This window comes from Oceanispirochaeta crateris (assembly GCF_008329965.1).
Classification (GTDB): Bacteria; Spirochaetota; Spirochaetia; order DSM-2461; family DSM-2461; genus Oceanispirochaeta; species Oceanispirochaeta crateris.
In genome coordinates this window covers 212,101-228,480 of record NZ_CP036150.1, presented here as the reverse complement: position 1 = coordinate 228,480, position 16,380 = coordinate 212,101, and the positions used below count along the sequence as shown (strand labels likewise).

17 protein-coding genes and 1 riboswitch are annotated in these 16,380 nt (G+C 47.1%); of the genes, 1 reads left to right on the top strand and 16 read right to left on the bottom strand.

The window, feature by feature from the left end; genetic code table 11:
• Positions 1-7: 7 nt before the first annotated feature.
• Entirely contained in the window at positions 8-451 is a 444-nt protein-coding gene (locus EXM22_RS00995; protein ID WP_168203270.1) for a choice-of-anchor D domain-containing protein, read from the bottom strand.
• A 340-nt stretch (positions 452-791) separates the two neighbouring features.
• Here EXM22_RS00995 and EXM22_RS00990 point away from each other — a divergent pair, with 340 nt between their 5' ends.
• Complete coding sequence (locus EXM22_RS00990; protein ID WP_149484715.1) at positions 792-2,234, top strand: RecQ family ATP-dependent DNA helicase; 1,443 nt, start codon at positions 792-794, stop codon at positions 2,232-2,234.
• 140 nt (positions 2,235-2,374) lie between these two features.
• Here EXM22_RS00990 and EXM22_RS00985 read toward each other — a convergent pair whose 3' ends face one another.
• The 15 genes from EXM22_RS00985 to EXM22_RS00915 form a co-directional block, all read right to left on the bottom strand.
• Positions 2,375-2,560: a twin-arginine translocase TatA/TatE family subunit gene (locus EXM22_RS00985; RefSeq protein WP_149484714.1), complete on the bottom strand. Its 186-nt coding sequence runs from the start codon at positions 2,558-2,560 to the stop codon at positions 2,375-2,377.
• A gap of 2 nt (positions 2,561-2,562) precedes the next feature.
• Entirely contained in the window at positions 2,563-2,877 is a 315-nt protein-coding gene (locus EXM22_RS00980) for a Sec-independent protein translocase subunit TatA/TatB (protein WP_149484713.1), read from the bottom strand.
• 4 nt (positions 2,878-2,881) lie between these two features.
• Complete coding sequence (tatC, locus tag EXM22_RS00975; RefSeq protein WP_149484712.1) at positions 2,882-3,652, bottom strand: twin-arginine translocase subunit TatC; 771 nt, start codon at positions 3,650-3,652, stop codon at positions 2,882-2,884.
• Positions 3,653-4,333 (bottom strand): formate dehydrogenase accessory sulfurtransferase FdhD, encoded by a 681-nt coding sequence (locus EXM22_RS00970; protein ID WP_149484711.1) that lies wholly within the window; start codon positions 4,331-4,333, stop codon positions 3,653-3,655.
• Positions 4,334-4,894: a hypothetical protein gene (locus EXM22_RS00965; RefSeq protein WP_149484710.1), complete on the bottom strand. Its 561-nt coding sequence runs from the start codon at positions 4,892-4,894 to the stop codon at positions 4,334-4,336.
• A 4-nt stretch (positions 4,895-4,898) separates the two neighbouring features.
• Positions 4,899-7,001 carry an aldehyde ferredoxin oxidoreductase gene (locus tag EXM22_RS00960; protein WP_149484709.1) on the bottom strand — a complete coding sequence of 701 codons (2,103 nt, stop codon included), beginning with the start codon at positions 6,999-7,001 and terminating at the stop codon, positions 4,899-4,901.
• A 19-nt stretch (positions 7,002-7,020) separates the two neighbouring features.
• Positions 7,021-7,671: a 4Fe-4S dicluster domain-containing protein gene (locus EXM22_RS00955; RefSeq protein WP_149484708.1), complete on the bottom strand. Its 651-nt coding sequence runs from the start codon at positions 7,669-7,671 to the stop codon at positions 7,021-7,023.
• 12 nt (positions 7,672-7,683) lie between these two features.
• Positions 7,684-7,807, bottom strand: a riboswitch (molybdenum cofactor riboswitch).
• Between the two features lie 60 nt (positions 7,808-7,867).
• Positions 7,868-8,593, bottom strand: a complete 726-nt coding sequence (locus EXM22_RS00950) for an ABC transporter permease (protein ID WP_149484707.1) — start codon at positions 8,591-8,593, stop codon at positions 7,868-7,870.
• Complete coding sequence (locus tag EXM22_RS00945) at positions 8,590-9,345, bottom strand: ABC transporter ATP-binding protein (RefSeq protein ID WP_149484706.1); 756 nt, start codon at positions 9,343-9,345, stop codon at positions 8,590-8,592. Before EXM22_RS00945 ends, EXM22_RS00950 begins: the two co-directional genes overlap by 4 nt.
• On the bottom strand, positions 9,338-9,943 hold the full coding sequence (locus EXM22_RS00940; protein ID WP_149484705.1) for a UbiX family flavin prenyltransferase: 606 nt from the start codon (positions 9,941-9,943) through the stop codon (positions 9,338-9,340). The genes EXM22_RS00945 and EXM22_RS00940 overlap by 8 nt, the downstream gene beginning before the upstream one ends.
• Complete coding sequence (locus EXM22_RS00935) at positions 9,933-10,835, bottom strand: 4-hydroxybenzoate octaprenyltransferase (RefSeq protein ID WP_246157099.1); 903 nt, start codon at positions 10,833-10,835, stop codon at positions 9,933-9,935. The genes EXM22_RS00940 and EXM22_RS00935 overlap by 11 nt, the downstream gene beginning before the upstream one ends.
• A gap of 1 nt (position 10,836) precedes the next feature.
• On the bottom strand, positions 10,837-12,285 hold the full coding sequence (locus EXM22_RS00930) for a menaquinone biosynthesis decarboxylase (RefSeq protein ID WP_149484703.1): 1,449 nt from the start codon (positions 12,283-12,285) through the stop codon (positions 10,837-10,839).
• Between the two features lie 44 nt (positions 12,286-12,329).
• Positions 12,330-13,199, bottom strand: coding sequence for an ABC transporter substrate-binding protein (locus tag EXM22_RS00925; RefSeq protein ID WP_149484702.1), 870 nt, complete (start codon positions 13,197-13,199; stop codon positions 12,330-12,332).
• 3 nt (positions 13,200-13,202) lie between these two features.
• Entirely contained in the window at positions 13,203-14,441 is a 1,239-nt protein-coding gene (locus EXM22_RS00920; RefSeq protein ID WP_149484701.1) for an aspartate aminotransferase family protein, read from the bottom strand.
• The gene (locus tag EXM22_RS00915; protein ID WP_149484700.1) at positions 14,422-16,293 is read right to left on the bottom strand and encodes a U32 family peptidase; all 1,872 of its coding nucleotides are present in this window, start codon (positions 16,291-16,293) and stop codon (positions 14,422-14,424) included. The genes EXM22_RS00920 and EXM22_RS00915 overlap by 20 nt, the downstream gene beginning before the upstream one ends.
• Positions 16,294-16,380: the final 87 nt, after the last annotated feature.

Sequence of the window (16,380 nt, the reverse complement as noted above, 5' to 3'; positions counted from 1 at the left end):
AAATTTATTATGAAGTAGCATACCCTGTAAGGGATAACTGAAAGCTCGATTCATCGGGATCGTCGCTGTTAATAGTGACGGTTCCTGTTCTTGCTCCTGTGATATCTGAGGTGAATCTGATTATGAAGACCTGTTCTTCACCAACAGGGATATTTACAGGAGCGGGATTCGTCGGCAAACTATAGACATCACTTCCTGAAAGAACTATTGATGAAACTGTGAGATCCGAATCGCCCGCATTTCCAATGGTAAACGAAAGATCTTCATCAATTGGAGAATAAACATTTCCAAAATCAATAAGATCACCATTAGAGAGACTGCCATCATCACCACTGGCTTCCGATTTACCAGTAATGGATATATCTGGAGAACCGTTATTCACATCCTCACAGGACATAAATACCATGCTAATTAGCAAAAGAATGAATATAAAACCAAACAATCTTTTCAAACCGTATCTCCTTAACTGTAGTATTTGGTACTTTAAAAGGGATATATCACCAAGCTGAAATAAATTTCCGTAAATCATAAGTACAATGATATTCCCTTATCAGAAATCATTTCTAATAAAAAATTTAATAAACTATATCTTCTTAAGAATTATTAGTCATACCTAATAATTTGTCAAGAAAATCGTCGCTCCAGATTCTATTGAATCCTTCTAATACTTGAATCGAATGAAGCAAACATGATGGACCATAAGATTTTGTTCAAATGTTTCTTCATAAACACGACAAGAATCAATTCCTTCTCTATAAAATTAAAGCACCATTTCGTTTTTTTATGTAACTATGTATATGACTCCCGATCCACTTACCCAAACAGCAAAAGAACGCTTCGATATTAGCTACCTCTTCCCCTACCAGCATCTGGTCATCACAAACATACTCAGAAGCTCTGGTTACTTCGGAGAGGAGGAACAGGAGGAAGCCCCCCGAAATCAGGTGGTACTACTCCCCACGGGGGCCGGAAAAAGCCTCTGTTTCATGCTACCGGCCTGCTTGCTGGAGGGGCTGACAATCGTTGTCTTTCCCCTTCTGGGACTGATGGCGGATCAGCTGCGGAGGGTAGAGGAAGCCGGGATGAAAGGAGCACTCCTCAAAGGTGGGATGAGCCAGTCCGAAAAAGCGAAGATTTGGTCCTCTGTAGAAGATGGATCCCTCAATATGCTCTTAACAAACCCGGAAATACTGATCCTACCGGAAGTCAGAGAGAAACTCAAAAAAGTGAATATAGCCCATCTGGTTCTGGATGAGGCTCATACCATTCCTGAATGGGGAGAGACCTTTCGACCGGCCTGTTTGAAACTGGGAGAAGTGCTGCCCGAACTGGCAGCTCAGCAAATAACAGCCTATACGGCCACAGCGTCTCCTCAGATTCTAGAAAAAATAAAATCTATTCTTTTTAGCGAAGTGGATTTCAATCTGGTGATGGCCAATCCTGACCGTGTGAATATTCACTATGAGGTTTTGCCTGTCCTGTCACGAATGCAAACACTGACAGAACTTATTCCACGCATCGATCGCCCGGCTATCATCTTCTGCTCCAGCCGAAGACAAACCGAACAGTGTGCCCTCTACCTCAGACAGAGACTGGATGATCAGGAGATCCGTTTTTACCATGCAGGACTCTCCAAGGAACTAAGGACTGACCTTGAAAATTGGTATTTTAGATCTGAGAATGGGATTCTGGCTGCCACATGTGCCTACGGTTTGGGTATGGACAAGCCAAATATCCGGACTGTGATTCATTACACCCTCCCCTCTTCGGTGGAGGCCTATCTGCAGGAATCTGGACGGGCCGGCCGTGACAGGCAACCCTGCCGGGCCATCCTTTTATACCATCCATCAGACCGTCTCCGTGAGGCGGAGAATCCAAGAGAAGATTTAAGAGAGCGCTATGAAAAACTACTGACTTTTGCAGAAGACTCAGAAACATGCCGCCGGGAATCCCTCCTTGCCATCCTGGAAGCGGTACCAGAAGATTGTAACAGTTGTGATGTGTGCAGGGGGAAGGTCATTACAGTTGATCCTACAGAAAAGACCATAATCGATTTAGCACAAAAATATTCCAAAAGGTTCACAAAAAAATTGCTCAAAGATTTTTTACTGGGCCGGTTCAGTCATGAAATACGGCAGGCATACTGGTACAGGGCGAAGGGTTTCGGTATCCTGAAAAAGTGGAATCCCGATGATGTACAAGAGGCTATTCGTGTTCTTGAGTTAGGCTTATAAATAAGAAATTGCTGCAGACTATCAGCTATGAAGTTGAAAAGAACAGCAGCAATCAACTCTACGGAAACCTTGTTTTTTATATCTACAATAGCCTCATTTCTCTCAACATAGTAACAAAGAGAAGGCCTATAATCTAAAGATTATTTTTCCTTGGTTTCGGTTTTATTGTTGTCCGATTCATTCATTTCGGAATCGCCCTCTTCAAGTCCTTCCTTGAACTCTTTCTTGGCTTTTCCAAGGCTCTTGGCAAATTTTGGTATAGCCGATGCTCCAAAAAGCAATACCACGACCCCACCAATGACCATGACTTCTGTAGTTCCTAACATAATTATGACTCCTTCTGTTCTTCCGTTTTATTATTTGATGTGACCTTTGTATTCACTGTATCTGATAGAGCGCGGTCAAAATTGGCAATCTCGCTCTTCATTCTTGCATTCATGGATCGAATTTCTTTCATTTCTTCTTCTATTCCAATCTCTTTCTCCATACTCTGGAGCTCTTTTTTCATTAAAGTATAGTAATAATAGACCTTGGCCCAGGCTTTTCCCAATTTACGAAAAATAACCGGCAGTTCCTGAGGGCGTATAAACAAGATGACAAGGGCAACAATAACCAATACTTCCTGAAATCCCAGTCCATTCATGACTCTATTTCTCCTGTTCGCCGAAATGAAATATTTTGGCTATGAAAATAGCACAAAAATAGAGAAAGATCAGGGGCAGGGAAATTATACACTGGGAAATAAAATCGGGAGGGGTTATTAACGCCGACACAATAAAGACAAGGACGATGACAAAACGGCTTGCCTTAAAAAGAGCCTTCCGGGAGACAATATTCAATACTAGTAGTACTTCAAGCAGTATGGGAAACTGGAAGCTCAGCATGATCATCAGTATAAACCTGAAAATATAGATGACATTTTTCTGATAGTTCAGCATGAAGCCAACATTATCAGGCAAGAATCCCCTGCTGGTAAAGAATTGAACAGTGAGGGGCAGTATGTAAAAATATCCGTAATAGAACCCTACAATGACAAGAAACCCTCCGCAAACCAGAGCCCCGAAGAGAACATTTTTTTCTTTTTTCCTGAGAGCAGGCAGAGTAAAGCGGACTAACATGAAAAGGATGACCGGAACAGCCATAGTCAGCCCTGCCATCACCGATATTTTTAATTTTGTAACGAATCCTTCAAAAAGGAAATTCACAAAAAGGGTATCCGTCGATCCGAGCCCTTCCATTGTGCTGAATGGTTTATAGAGAAAATTGATGATGGGATCAAAAAAGTAAAAACTGATACAACTGCCAATGGCCAGGGCAATGATTGAGACAAAAAATACGGTCCGCAGCTCTTTTATATGAGCTAAAACCGGCTGTGATTCAAGAACCTCCGGCTCGTTTTCTTTTGCTTTATGCTTCATTTACTCTCTCGTGGAGGCAGTATACAAGAAGGGAATCTTTGATTCAATCCTGCCAATGATGCAGGTATTTGATCCTCCGGCAATGAAACAGGCCCTTGTGGTGGCAATACTCCGGCTGACAAGAAGGGGCAGACGGCAGACAGCTGCTTTTTCGGCGATTTCCGAATTGATACGTCCCGATGAAAAATAGATGAGTTCAGAGGGTCGAATTCCTTTTATTACCGCGGCTCCAATGGCTTTGTCAAAGGCATTATGCCTGCCTACATCCTCATAAAGAGAAACAATGTCACGACTATCTGATAAGGCAGCACAGTGGATTCCTCCATGGCTCCGGTATTTCCCGGCAAGGTCTTTGATATTAGCGGCAAGATCCTGAAGATGGGAGACTGAAGGCATTTGAAAAGAGTCCTGTCTTTTCCGATCTTTTTCTATCTGATTCTTCAGCTCCACCCGGATCTCATACTTGTCCAATCCATCTTGCTCAATTTTGGATATTTCTATCTTAGTAATATCCTCTCTTTCACTTATGATGCCTCGGCAGTACAGGTGTCCGACGCCTAACTCTTCCAATGCCTCAGGGGTGCAGAGAAAGGTCTGAAACAGCGTTGTGCCCACATAGAGTGTGATTTCATTTTCTTCAACCTGAGGTGGTGTCAGATTCAACATATTCTGATCTATCATTTATTGTGACTCCAAGCTTCCGACAGACTCCCACTCAGAAAGATAGTCTGCCCTTGATTTATTGATGTATCGATTGGAGTACAAGTAAATGTCTCCATTGGATGCCGAACTTCGGCATATATCTTTAAATTCAGAATGATCCTTAAGAATGGCTTCAACCGTATGTTCCAGAATCTCGGGCTCCAGATTATAAGGAGGATGTCGAAACATATCTATCATAGTAGGCCGTGGATACTGTCTGGATTCATTGCGTACCGTCGAGGCAATCGTTTCAAAAATGTCCCCCTCGGCACCGAGGTTCAATGCCTTCGCGTAGGACAGGCTCATGATGGTAGAGTCAAAACAGCGGAGTCGCTCTTTGCCCGTGAATACGCATAAAGTAAACTCTTCCTGATCATTCATTGTCAGAATAATCTCGCGTATTTCGGAATTGGTGATTTCTATATCATCTGAAACTTCTTCCATGCAGAGCTTTGTCAGTTCCAGATCGTCAATGAGGCGGGAAAGCCCGGAGGCGGTTTTCACCGCCTCCAGTAGAATCCCCTGGATAGGGTTATTCATATTTTCAGGCTGTCAGGAGTCCAAGACTTTCCAGCTGATCTGCTACATCTGAAAGTTCCAGCTCATCCAGTTTTTTCCGTGTAGGAATACCAGTTGTCTCATCCCAGCCCATTTCTTTGTAAAAATAGGTCAAAGCCATATTGTAGTCATCCTTATCCAGCTTGATTGTCCCCTGATCGAAGGCAGTCTTCTCTGGATCCATTGAATACTGCCAACCTGTCAGCTGGTCATGATCTTCCCGCAGATTCTTAGAGTTCATCTGTTTGGCGGTCAATGCACGGTGCAGGGTAAAGACACGTTCTGCATAACTATCCAAAACGTCCTCTCTTACATTAAATCCGGTAGCCATGCTAAAAAACTTGGACTCAAGAGAGGTATCACCTCTGTAGCCCTTCTCTTTCAGAGGAGAAACTGTCATGGGCCACATCCAGTTACACAGAGTCAATGAATCGTGCAGTACATTCCGTACAATGCTCCATTTTGTAAACTTGGCTTTCGCTTCATTGGCAGGAGTATAGAACGCAGGTTCGTCAATAGCTCCCTCACCCCAGTGCTCGGCCGCAATTTCCTGTTGTATTTTCGTAGGAAGACCGCTTCCGATAAGGTTCTGATGAGTATGACACTGAGCATCCCGATTAAACATAGAGGAAATAACAGCTCCTACCACACCATTGGATTCATTACTATGATGGACGGGGTATCCGACCTTGCTCCAAAGTTTGTTTCCTTTGTAGGTCCAGTACTCTTCCGGCAGGTTCCACTTCTTAGCCACATAGTGGGCTCCTTCACCCAATGTGGCCAATTCACCTTCTTTGAAAGCTATACGGCGATAGAACTCATGAAAGAAGTTAGGATCTCCTGCTTCCAGCAAATCCAATTTTAGACTGGCATACTCTTCTGCAGGAAGAACTTTTTTCAGGTAACCATGTTTTAATGTCCATTGAAAGTCACGTCCTATCTGCCCGTAATTACACCAAACTCCCAGGTCATCCGCTACCTGAGCTCCTGCTGTTCGGCCAATAACAGTTGCTTCGTCCTTTGTTTTTCCCTCAATATTGTATTTACCATTCATAATTCCATTGGGTGAGTAAAATCCCATACATGTATTGGCTACATAGGGGCTCACACCATAGGCTTCTAGTTCAGGTACATTCAAATGGGCATGACAACGAACTGGACATGAGGCACATCCCCCCATGCGGACCGTATATTTTTCAGCGGCAGGACCCAGGTCCTTGATAGACTTCATTGTCCGGTAACCGATCTTATTTGGTTCTCCAGGAGGGCATTCTCCAGTTTCAATGGGATATTCCGCGGCTCCCCACATAAGACCTTTCTGAGCTGTCCAGCGGCTGGCTGGATCATGGAATTCGGCCCAGGGTTGAGGGGTGGAAGGAACAACATGCTGGTTATTGGCACCCACGATATCGAAGGTTGATTTATTTAATGCATGCCATTTTAATCTGTCACCGGCAATCTTTACCGATCCGGTTCCCCTAAGACCAATGGCCTTGAGCATTTTGGAACCCATGACTCCGCCATGGCCACCAGCCGAGTGGCTTGTTCCGGTTCTGATGACCGAAAGGTTCACCTGGTTTTCACCAGCCTGACCGATAGCGGCAACCTGGGAGTCTTTTCCCATGAGGGCTGTTACTTCTTTAATCGTGCTAAAAGTCCCATGTCCCCACAAGAGAGATGCATCTTCTAGGCTGACATCCTGGTCGGCAATTCTAAGCCACACCGGTTTTTCAGATTTTCCCTGAATAATGATGGCATCATACCCCGCATATTTCAGTTCTACGGCAAAGTGCCCACCCATATGACTGTCACTGACACCATGAAATGGGTTAGAAGCTAAAAGACTTGTAATGTTGGTCCTTCCACTGCACATTGCTCCTGTACCAGTCAGAGGGCCCACTCCGAATATAATTCTGTTTTCCTCGGCAAAAGGATGAGTTCCGGCAGGGACTTCGTCCCACATGACTTTATATCCGATTCCCATACCACCGATGAAATAAGTGTATTTTTCTGTAGATTCACGGGTAATTTCTCCCGTACTCAGGTTTACTCTAAGTATAGTACCTGTCCATCCGCCTTTAAGCGCCATGTTTTCTTCCTCCTAATTCTTAAACCTGAAAGTGTTTTTTATAGTTCTTGAGTGCGTCTTCCCATGAAACATAGGAAAGAGCCCCGGTAGGACAATCTTTGACACAAGCTGTGTAGCCGTGACAGAGAATACATTTTGTAGAAATATTGGTTTCCGGATCCAGTGTGGGGATTCCCCAGGGACAGGCGCGGGTACAAGTTCCGCAGCCGACACATTTCTCAGGATCAACTTCACGTGCGCCAGTAGCTTCCTGCTGAAATATAGCTCCCTGCGGACAGGCTAAAGCGCAGGCGGGTTGTTCACACTGACGGCATGTATCGGCGGTCATGGTAAAATTACCATTTTCACCCTTTCCATGAACCCAGTCCCCTCTGACTCCGTCGGGTCCATAAGCCAGATTCTGACTGACTTTGATACGTGCGGTAATCTGACTCGCTTTTCCGTCATTTCCAACAGAACAGGTAGACTCACATATGAGACAACCAGTACAACGGGCAGCTTCATGAATAATCATACCATCTGCTGTTTCGAATATCTTGATATCTTTGGATTGACATCCGGGTAGTAACCAGGATGCTGCAGCGGCTCCGACTGTTCCAAGTCCTGTAAACTTAAGAAAGTCTCGGCGCGTAATGGCCGTATTTAGGATTTTGTTTTCTTTTACGGACACAATAACTCCTCCCTCGTGCGTATAGTCTCCTTTTCAAACGCGGGAGGCAACCACCGTTTCCAGGGCACCCAATGTTCAGAACCCATAGGCTAAGAGTTTGCCCTTAGGAAATCCTGAATCGGAGCTAGAGTTTGCTATTATAGGACTGTTTTTTTATTTCGTAAAGTATTTATCGATAAATAATCATCTAAAGGTATTATTTCCAGCGACAGAAAAAGGTTTCTGAGAGATCAAGGATCAAAAAAAGCAAAAATCCCGCCAGACTCAAGGCCAGTATGCCCGTATACATCTCCGTATAGGCGATGCGAGACCAGGCATCCATGATGTACCAGCCGATCCCTCTCCTGGTGGCAAAGGTCTCTGCCAAAAAAAGGATGGCAATGGCAGTACCCAGGGTCATTCTAAGGGATGAAAAAATACGGGGCATCAAAGCCGGGAGGATGATATGCCTTAACTCATTCCTCTTACTCCCTCCCAAAGATGTGAGAGAATCAAAATACTGACGGCTGATACCCGCTGTTTCGTCCCTCAGATTCAGATAGAACTGAAAGAAAACAACGAGAGAAACAAAGAATATCTTGGAAAAATTTCCCAGTCCCAAAAAGAGGAGGATGATGGGAAGAAGGGCTACCTTGGGTACGGGATACAGGAGATAAACTGCCGGGCTGATAAGGGAATCAAAACCGGGGCTCCTTCCGGCGGCAATCCCCAGAAAAAGAGCAGGAAAGAATGAAAAAACAAGCGCGGCAAAGACTCTAAAGAGGGAGGTCATCAAATGTGATGTCAAATCCCCCATAAGGAACTGTTGCACCATTTCCAGAACAACGCGATCAGGCGTTGGAAAAAAAGGCTTGTCAATGATCAGGGAACTGCACCACCAAAGGGCGATGAGAAGGACAAGAGGTGGGAGCATTTTCTTCATATTTTCCCCCTGGAATGAAGCTCAAACTGCTTTCTTAAAAGAACACAGGCTTCAAAGTAGGATGCATCCATCCTGCTCCCGGGACCCGATGTCTTATTTGACAGGGACCGGATTCCTCCCTGATCGTCCATGATATGAATCCGGTCGCTGAGAAAAACAGCCTCTTCGATACTGTGGGTAACAAGGACGACTGTCAGCCCGCAAGAGTGGGAGGGCCCCTTGTGCTGCAGTTGCCATAAATTATCCTGAAGCCTTTCTCTGGTCATGGCATCCAGGGCCGAAAAAGGTTCATCCAGCAGTAACAGGTCAGGATCCGAAACCATGGATCGTCCGATGGCCAGTCTCTGCCTTTCGCCTCCTGACATATCTTTTGGAAAGGAGTGTTCTTTCCCTTCCAGGGCGAGGTCTTTAACAACCTGACGGACCTTCTCATGGATGACACTCTTCTTCACACCCCGGATTTCAAGTCCTAAAGCCAGATTCTGCCAGGCTGTTTTCCAGGGGAATAGGCCGTGATTTTGCAGAATGACACCGGTCTCCCTCCTACCCGGTTGAGGGCTCTTCCCATGGATATGAATCTCACCACTGAGAGGTTGAATCAGACCAGCCATAAGATACAGAAGAGTACTCTTACCACAGCCCGATGGTCCTATAAGAGAATGTATCAACCCCGTCTCCCAACTGTCACGATAACCGGGTAAAACGGGTTTATCACTCGCATAAGAAAATGCTGTATCCAGAAAATCAATCATTTTCTGAATCGCCTCCTGGACTCCATCTCGGGATATCCTCCGATGGAAGACCCATCATATCCATCACACGTTCGGCCGTATAGTCCACAATATCACTGAGATTCTTGGGAAGGGTATAAAAGGCTGGGACGGGGGGCATGATGACCCCACCCGCATGGGTGAGGCGGAGCATATTTTCCAGGTGAATGGCCGAAAGGGGAGATTCTCGGGTCAGCAGGACCAGTCTCCGTCTCTCTTTGAGACAGACATCCGCTGCCCGCTCTATCAAGTTCCCGGAAATTCCAGCGGCAATTCTTCCAAGAGTCCCCATACTGCAGGGAGCAATGATCATTCCCCGGGTCAGGTAGGAACCGCTGGAAATAGAAGCCCCCAGGTTTCCAAGGCTTTCTAGGGTCACCATCCCCGTTGAACTCAACTCCTCCAACCATTGATCCATGGAGCTTCCCGTCTCTTTCTGGAATACTTCGGGGGCAGTCCTGCTGATCAAAAGATGGAGAGAAAGACCCCTCTTAATTATCTTTTCTGCAAGAGCCTTAGCGTAAAAGGAACCGCTGGCTCCTGTCACTGCCAGAATAAGCGGCGTAGAATCAGAGACCATACAGGCCTCCCGGCATATAAATATCCAGAACTGTGAAGAGAAGAACCACAGGGGAGAGGATCTGATTCAGGTGATAGGATGCCAAAGGAATCCATTTTACATCCCCCTTCCAGGCGAGGATGTGTTCGGCCACCAGAATGAGAGCCGCAATAACGACTCCCGCGGCATACCATAGACCAACCTTAAAAAAGGCCATGTTCACCAGCAGAAAAAACAGGGTTCCCCCATGACTCATTCCCGCTATGTATAGGGCTCCAGGATAGCCAAAACGAGCCGGTACAGAGTGAATGCCGTGAGATCGGTCATGATCAATATCCTGAAGGGCATAGATGATATCAAAGCCGGCAATCCAAAGAGCTGCGGCGATTGTCAGTGGAAAGTAGCGGATTTCAAAGCGTCCGCTCAGGGCTAGAAAACTGCCCATAACAGCGGCAGAACAGGTAATACCCAGCCAGAAATGACAGAGCCATGTAAAACGTTTAGTAAAAGAATAACCGCCGATGAGCAGGGCTCCCAATGGGACCAGGAACAGGCAGAGAGGATTCAGCATAGCCGCAGAGAAAAGGAAAAGCAGGCCGCAGACGATTGTAAAAATCCACAGATCACGGAGTTTCACCCGTCCCGAGGGCAGATCTCTATCGGCAGTGCGGGGGTTCTCGGCATCAATTTTTCTATCAATCAGACGGTTAAGAGCATTGGCTCCATTCCGGGCCGCAAAAACAGCCAGCAGAATCCAGAGGACAGTGGAAAAACCGGGGCGTCCTCCGCTTTCCAGTAAAAAAGCACAAATCGCCAAAGGGAGGGAAAACAGAGTATGCTCCAGCATGACGGCCCGGCTGATTCCCTGCCCCCGCCGGGTTTCCCGGCGGATGAACCGGCGGAGCTTTTCCATTTTACTCAAAACCCAATTCCTTCCATCGGAGATCCACCTGTTTTTTAACATCTTCACTCATGACGATGTCTTCGGGCCATTCTCGTTCATGCCCGTCTAGAGGACCTTTTCGAGTCGCATCCACCCCCAGCCTGGTACCGAAACGGGACCGGGGAGAGGCATGGTCCAGGGCATCCAACGCACCCTGACTCATAATCAGATCCCTTTCGGCATCAATATTGTTGAAAACCTTCCACATGACATGACTCAGGTTTTGAACATCCACATCATGATCCACAACGATGATCATCTTGGTGTACATCATCTGTCCCATTCCCCAGATACTGTTCAAAACCTTCTGGACTTGCCCCGCATAACGCTTGTGGATGGAAATAATGGCGCAGTTATGAAAAACACCTTCCAGGGGCAGGTTCATATCGACCATTTCTGGTACCATCTTTTTGAGGAGAGGCAGAAAAATCCGCTCCGTGGCCTTGGCAATATAGCAGTCTTCCATGGGAGGCTGACCGACAATGGTGGCAGGGAAAACCGGCTTTTTTCTCCGGGTGATACACGTTACATGAAACACGGGATAATCGTCTTCCAGGGAGTAATACCCTGTATGGTCACCAAAGGGACCCTCCCGGCGCAGGGGCTCTTCCGGATCGACGTAGCCTTCCAGAATAAACTCGGCCTGGGCGGGTACCTGCAAATCCGAAGTGATGCATTTGACTGTTTCCACGGGTTTTCCCCGAAGATAACCGGCAAAGAATAACTCAGAAATACCCTCTGGTAGAGGTGCCGTTGCGGCGTATGTGACGGCGGGATCATCTCCTAGAGCCACAGCCACAGGCATCCTCTCCCCCCGTTCTTTGTATTTGTGAAAATAGTGGGCCCCGTCTTTATGGTGATGCCAATGCATGCCCGTTGTATTTTTATCATAGACCTGCATACGGTACATTCCCATGTTCTGGGAACCTGTTTCCGGATCTTTCGTGATCACAAGTGGCAGGGTAAAAAAAGGGCCGCCATCCCCGGGCCAACAGGTGAGAACGGGAAGGGTACTGAGGTCCGGATTATGATCCACAACCTGCTGACAGGGTGCTTTTAAAACCCTGTGGGGCAGAAAAAGGCGGGCCCATTTGATCTTAGGGAAAAAGCTCATCACATCCAAGCGGCGCATCTGAGAGAAAGCCCAATCCATGAGCTCTTCCAGCTCCGCCGCTTTTTCATCCAGAGTCGAAGCTCCTAGAGCCATGGCCATACGCCGGTAACTGCCCATGGCATTGATCAGAACCGGAAAATCCGACCCCTCAACATTTTCGAAGAGCAAAGCAGGACCGCTCTGCTTACTCACCCTATCGGTAATTTCACTTATCTCCAGCTTTGGACTGACCGGGGCGCTGATTCTTTTCAACTCCCCTTCCTTTTCAAGCCGGGCTATAAAATCCTGCAAATTTTTATAAGACATATGCCGATTATAGTGAGAGCTGGAGGGGGAGTCCACAGCAGGGATCAATTCCCTTGTGAAATTATAATATCTTCATAGCTGACAGAATGTTCCAGCCCATATTTGGCTTCAAACCATTGAAGTACACTGGAAACCGTATCGACAGGAGGGAGTATCACAGGGCGAAAGTGAGGCACCGGATAGGGATTCTCAGGATCATCGGGAAGACGTATTTTATCCAGAAGAAGAGATCGGTATCGATCGGGGTCAGCATTGATTTGACTCACAGCCTCATCCCACTGATCCCGAAAGTCACTCAGCTCTTGGGGATGATCCTGAACAAAGCTTTCAGAGAAGGCAAGAACTGCTGGTTCCAGTCCTGTGTCGGCCTGATCCACGACAATTGGGAATCCCCGGCTCAGGAGAGGCCAGGCCATGGCATCGGTTAAACAGGCCAGAGGAATCTTACCGTTCCCCAGCATTTCCATCCGAACAGGAACCTGGGGTATGGAGACCTTCTCAATCTCACGTTCTCCCGCCATCTGATCCACCATAAACTCAATAACCGTATTATCCGAGAGCCCTATGCTCCAGAGGGAATTGTCATCGAATTCGGGATGAGCAACGATCATAAAACGGCTCTCAGTGATGGTGAGAACCTTCTGGGGCATCCCCTTCTGACCGAAGGAGACAACAGAGACAAGGTCTGTCATGATTCCATCCAGTTCGCCTATCTGCATGGCGGTATCCCGTTCCTTGGCACTCATAAATGGCACGGGTTCCACATTGTCCATCAGAAAAAGAGGAAGCGCACCCGCATCGGGCATCACGCCAATTCGAATACTCCTCGTTTCTTCAGAAGATTCATTCTGCCCTGAGGCGGCGGCCATAAACACCAAAGTGAAACCAAATAAGAGTATCAATAGTTTTTTCATTTGTTACTTCCTGACTGTTTTTTTTAAATTTTCAAGCATGAGACTGATCATCTCTGAACTGATCACCAAAGGAGGCTGAAAGGCGAGAACATCCCGGCCCAACCCGTTTTTACCGATGAGAAATCCCCTATCTTTCATCTCCTCCAGAATCAGATCGCAACGCTCAGCTCCGTCCATATCCTGATATGAGGATACGGGAAGCCCCAGCATCAGCCCGAATCCCCGGGGTTCCCCCAAGAAGGGGCAGTCCCGGCTGATCTCCAGGAGTCCCTTTTTCAACTGTTCACCCTTTATCCGAGCCTGTTCAATCAGATTTTCTTTCCTGATAAATTCCAAGACTCCCAAACCAGCCTGACAGGAGACAGGGTTTCCCCCCAATGTGGAGGCTGAAGGCTTGGTAAAAGTGGAGGCAATGGCATCGGTTGAGGCAAAAAAGCCAATGGGAAACCCGTTTCCCAGAGCTTTGGCGCCTGTCAGAATATCCGGCTGAACACCATAATGTTCAATGGCGAACATTTTCCCGGTTCGGGCAAAACCCGTCTGGATTTCATCACAGATCAAAAGGATCTTTTTTTCTTTCATCATTGGGCGGAGGGATGTAAAAAAATCAGAAGGAAGAGGCCGGATTCCGCCATTCCCCTGAATAGGTTCAACCAGCAGTGCGGCAATTCTGTCTCCCTTTTCTTCCATAATTTTCTTAACATCTTCCGAAGAAGATGCAAAATGTACGGGAACTTCATCACAGAAGGGGTCAGTCCTCCACATGGGGATACCATTGGCACCAGAACTGAGGAAAGTTCTCCCATGAAGGCTCCCGTCCAGGGCAATAAATTCTTTTTTACCCGTATAAACCCTGGCCAAAAGCATTGCCCCTTCATTGGCCTCCGAACCCGAGTTGCAGAAAAAGCTGCGCCTCAGATTTCCCGGCAAAACCGATGCCAGCTGCTCCGCCAGATCCACCACGGGCTGAGTCAGATAGATAGATGTGGTGTGCTGCAATGTTTGAAGCTGGTCCATCACCCGTTTGTTAATCAAATCATTGCAATGGCCACAACTCATGACAGAGACGCCGGCAAAAAAGTCGGTGTATTCCTTCCCTTTGCTGTCAAAAAGAGTAGCTCCCTTGCCCTTCACAAGCTGGGGTGGATTTTTATAAAAATGATAGGAACAGGGCATAAGAAAGTCTTTTTTCTTTTCAAGAATTTTCTCAGGACCAGAATAATCAGAATTGATGAGCGCCATAAGTATATCCTCCTGAACAGGGTTTCAATGCATTGAAGATTTCGGGGGCTCTGGAGGGTTCATCCAATGCCTGCCGATAGGCCTTCATAATGGTTTCTGAATCGGACAGAGTGTAGGCCTGAAGCTCCAAACGGAAGAATCTGTAGCCGCCGTTCACCAGTTCGGGCAAAAGCGGCAGGAGGCTGAGTTCCTTATGAGGAATCAGATGATATCTGTCCCACCAGTCCCGGCGGACTGTCAGCCTGGAAACCGGAGTATTCAGTTCGATGCAGTCCTCGCGATTACCGCTGATATCATGATCCATATACATCACGCCGGGGAGACCATGCAGCACAACTTCACCAGAGCTAGAGCAGTCTCTGGATTTCACCTCTTGCGGCAGGCTGACCAGAGAATCAAAAGGCAATTCCAGAGATGAAGTCCAGCCAGTGGCTCCCACTGAGGTATAAAACTCTACCGCTCCGGCATTATACAGATTCATTCCTGTATCACAGATGATCCCGTACTTTTTGGAATCAATGAGTTCAAATACACCGGCATGACAGGCGAGCACTCCCTTTACGGGAGGATTCTTTTGAAAATAAGACCGGATCAGGTCATTTTGCTCCCCATTCGTCATCCTGGGAAGGGCTAGAAAGAGCTCACATCCCTGAAGATGACACTCCCTGGAGAGCGCCCCTAATTCCCGAAAGGAAATGGGTCTTTCAGGAGCAAAGGGTTCTGTGGTGAGATAGATTCTGTTGGCACCGCAGCCTAGAGCCAACCGAGCCTGGTCAGCCGTATTCACCCGGACGGTCATTTTAAGGGATTCATCAATTGTCTGAAGGGGAACGTCCTTCCCGGAACCTGATAGAGGGATCTCTTTTTCGGCAGTAGGAAGGCTGAACATCTTACCTGTCGAGTAAAACTGCCCGGACCCCTCCCCCCTGGTATTGATGTTTGCCATACCGGGATTTCCAAAGGCATAGGCCGTGGAGTAATCTCGTTTCTTGAACTCGTCCATATCTGCCTCATCCGCCCGGGCTCCCCCCAGAGGATCATCCAGAAACCGGTCCAGAGCCTCTCCATACCGGTTGACCAAACTCAGAATGAAGTCCTTTTGCCGCATCCTCCCCTCTATCTTGAAGGAAGAAACACCGGCGAGAATCATGTCTCCCAGATGACTGTAAAGATTCAAATCCTTCACCGCCAGGGGAAAGGGTTTGTCATCCTCATGTCCTTCCCGGGAATAGGACCAGCGGCAGGGCTTGAGGCAGCGGCCGCGATTGCTGGACATTCCGAAAAGATAGGAGCTGTAGAGGCATTGGGAACCATGGGTCACACACATATCGCCATGGGTAAAATACTCCAGTTCCACATCAGTCTGCTCCGCCAACAGTCTGACTTGCTGAAGGGACATTTCTCGGGAGAGAACCACTTTCTCCACACCATACCGTTCCAGAAAGCGGATCATTTCAATATTATGAACATTCATCATCACCGAAGAATGAAGCGGGAGAGTAAGCCCCATCTTTTTTACGACTCCCAGGATTGTAGCATCCTGCACGATGATGGCATGGGGCTGAATCTCTTCCAAAAAGCCCAAATAATCTTCGGCCTGGGAAATTTCCTTGTCATCGATGAGACTATTGACCGTTATATAAACTTTCTTTCCCGCTTCTCCGGCGAGTTGAACAGCCTCTTTCAGTTCTTCATGACTGAAGTTATACCCTTTTCGTATCATCCTCATATTGAGAACCTGGCCACCACAATACACAGCGTCACAGCCGCTTTGGATGATAGATTTATAAATATCAAATGTGCCCGCCGGAGCCAACAGCTCCAGGGATCTTCCGTTAAATTTTCGACTCATAGCGCAATTATAGAGAATCAAAGATATCTATGGAATACAGTAAAGCCCCGTCTAAGAGAGTGTCTATGAGAGCCCCCGGTCGATACT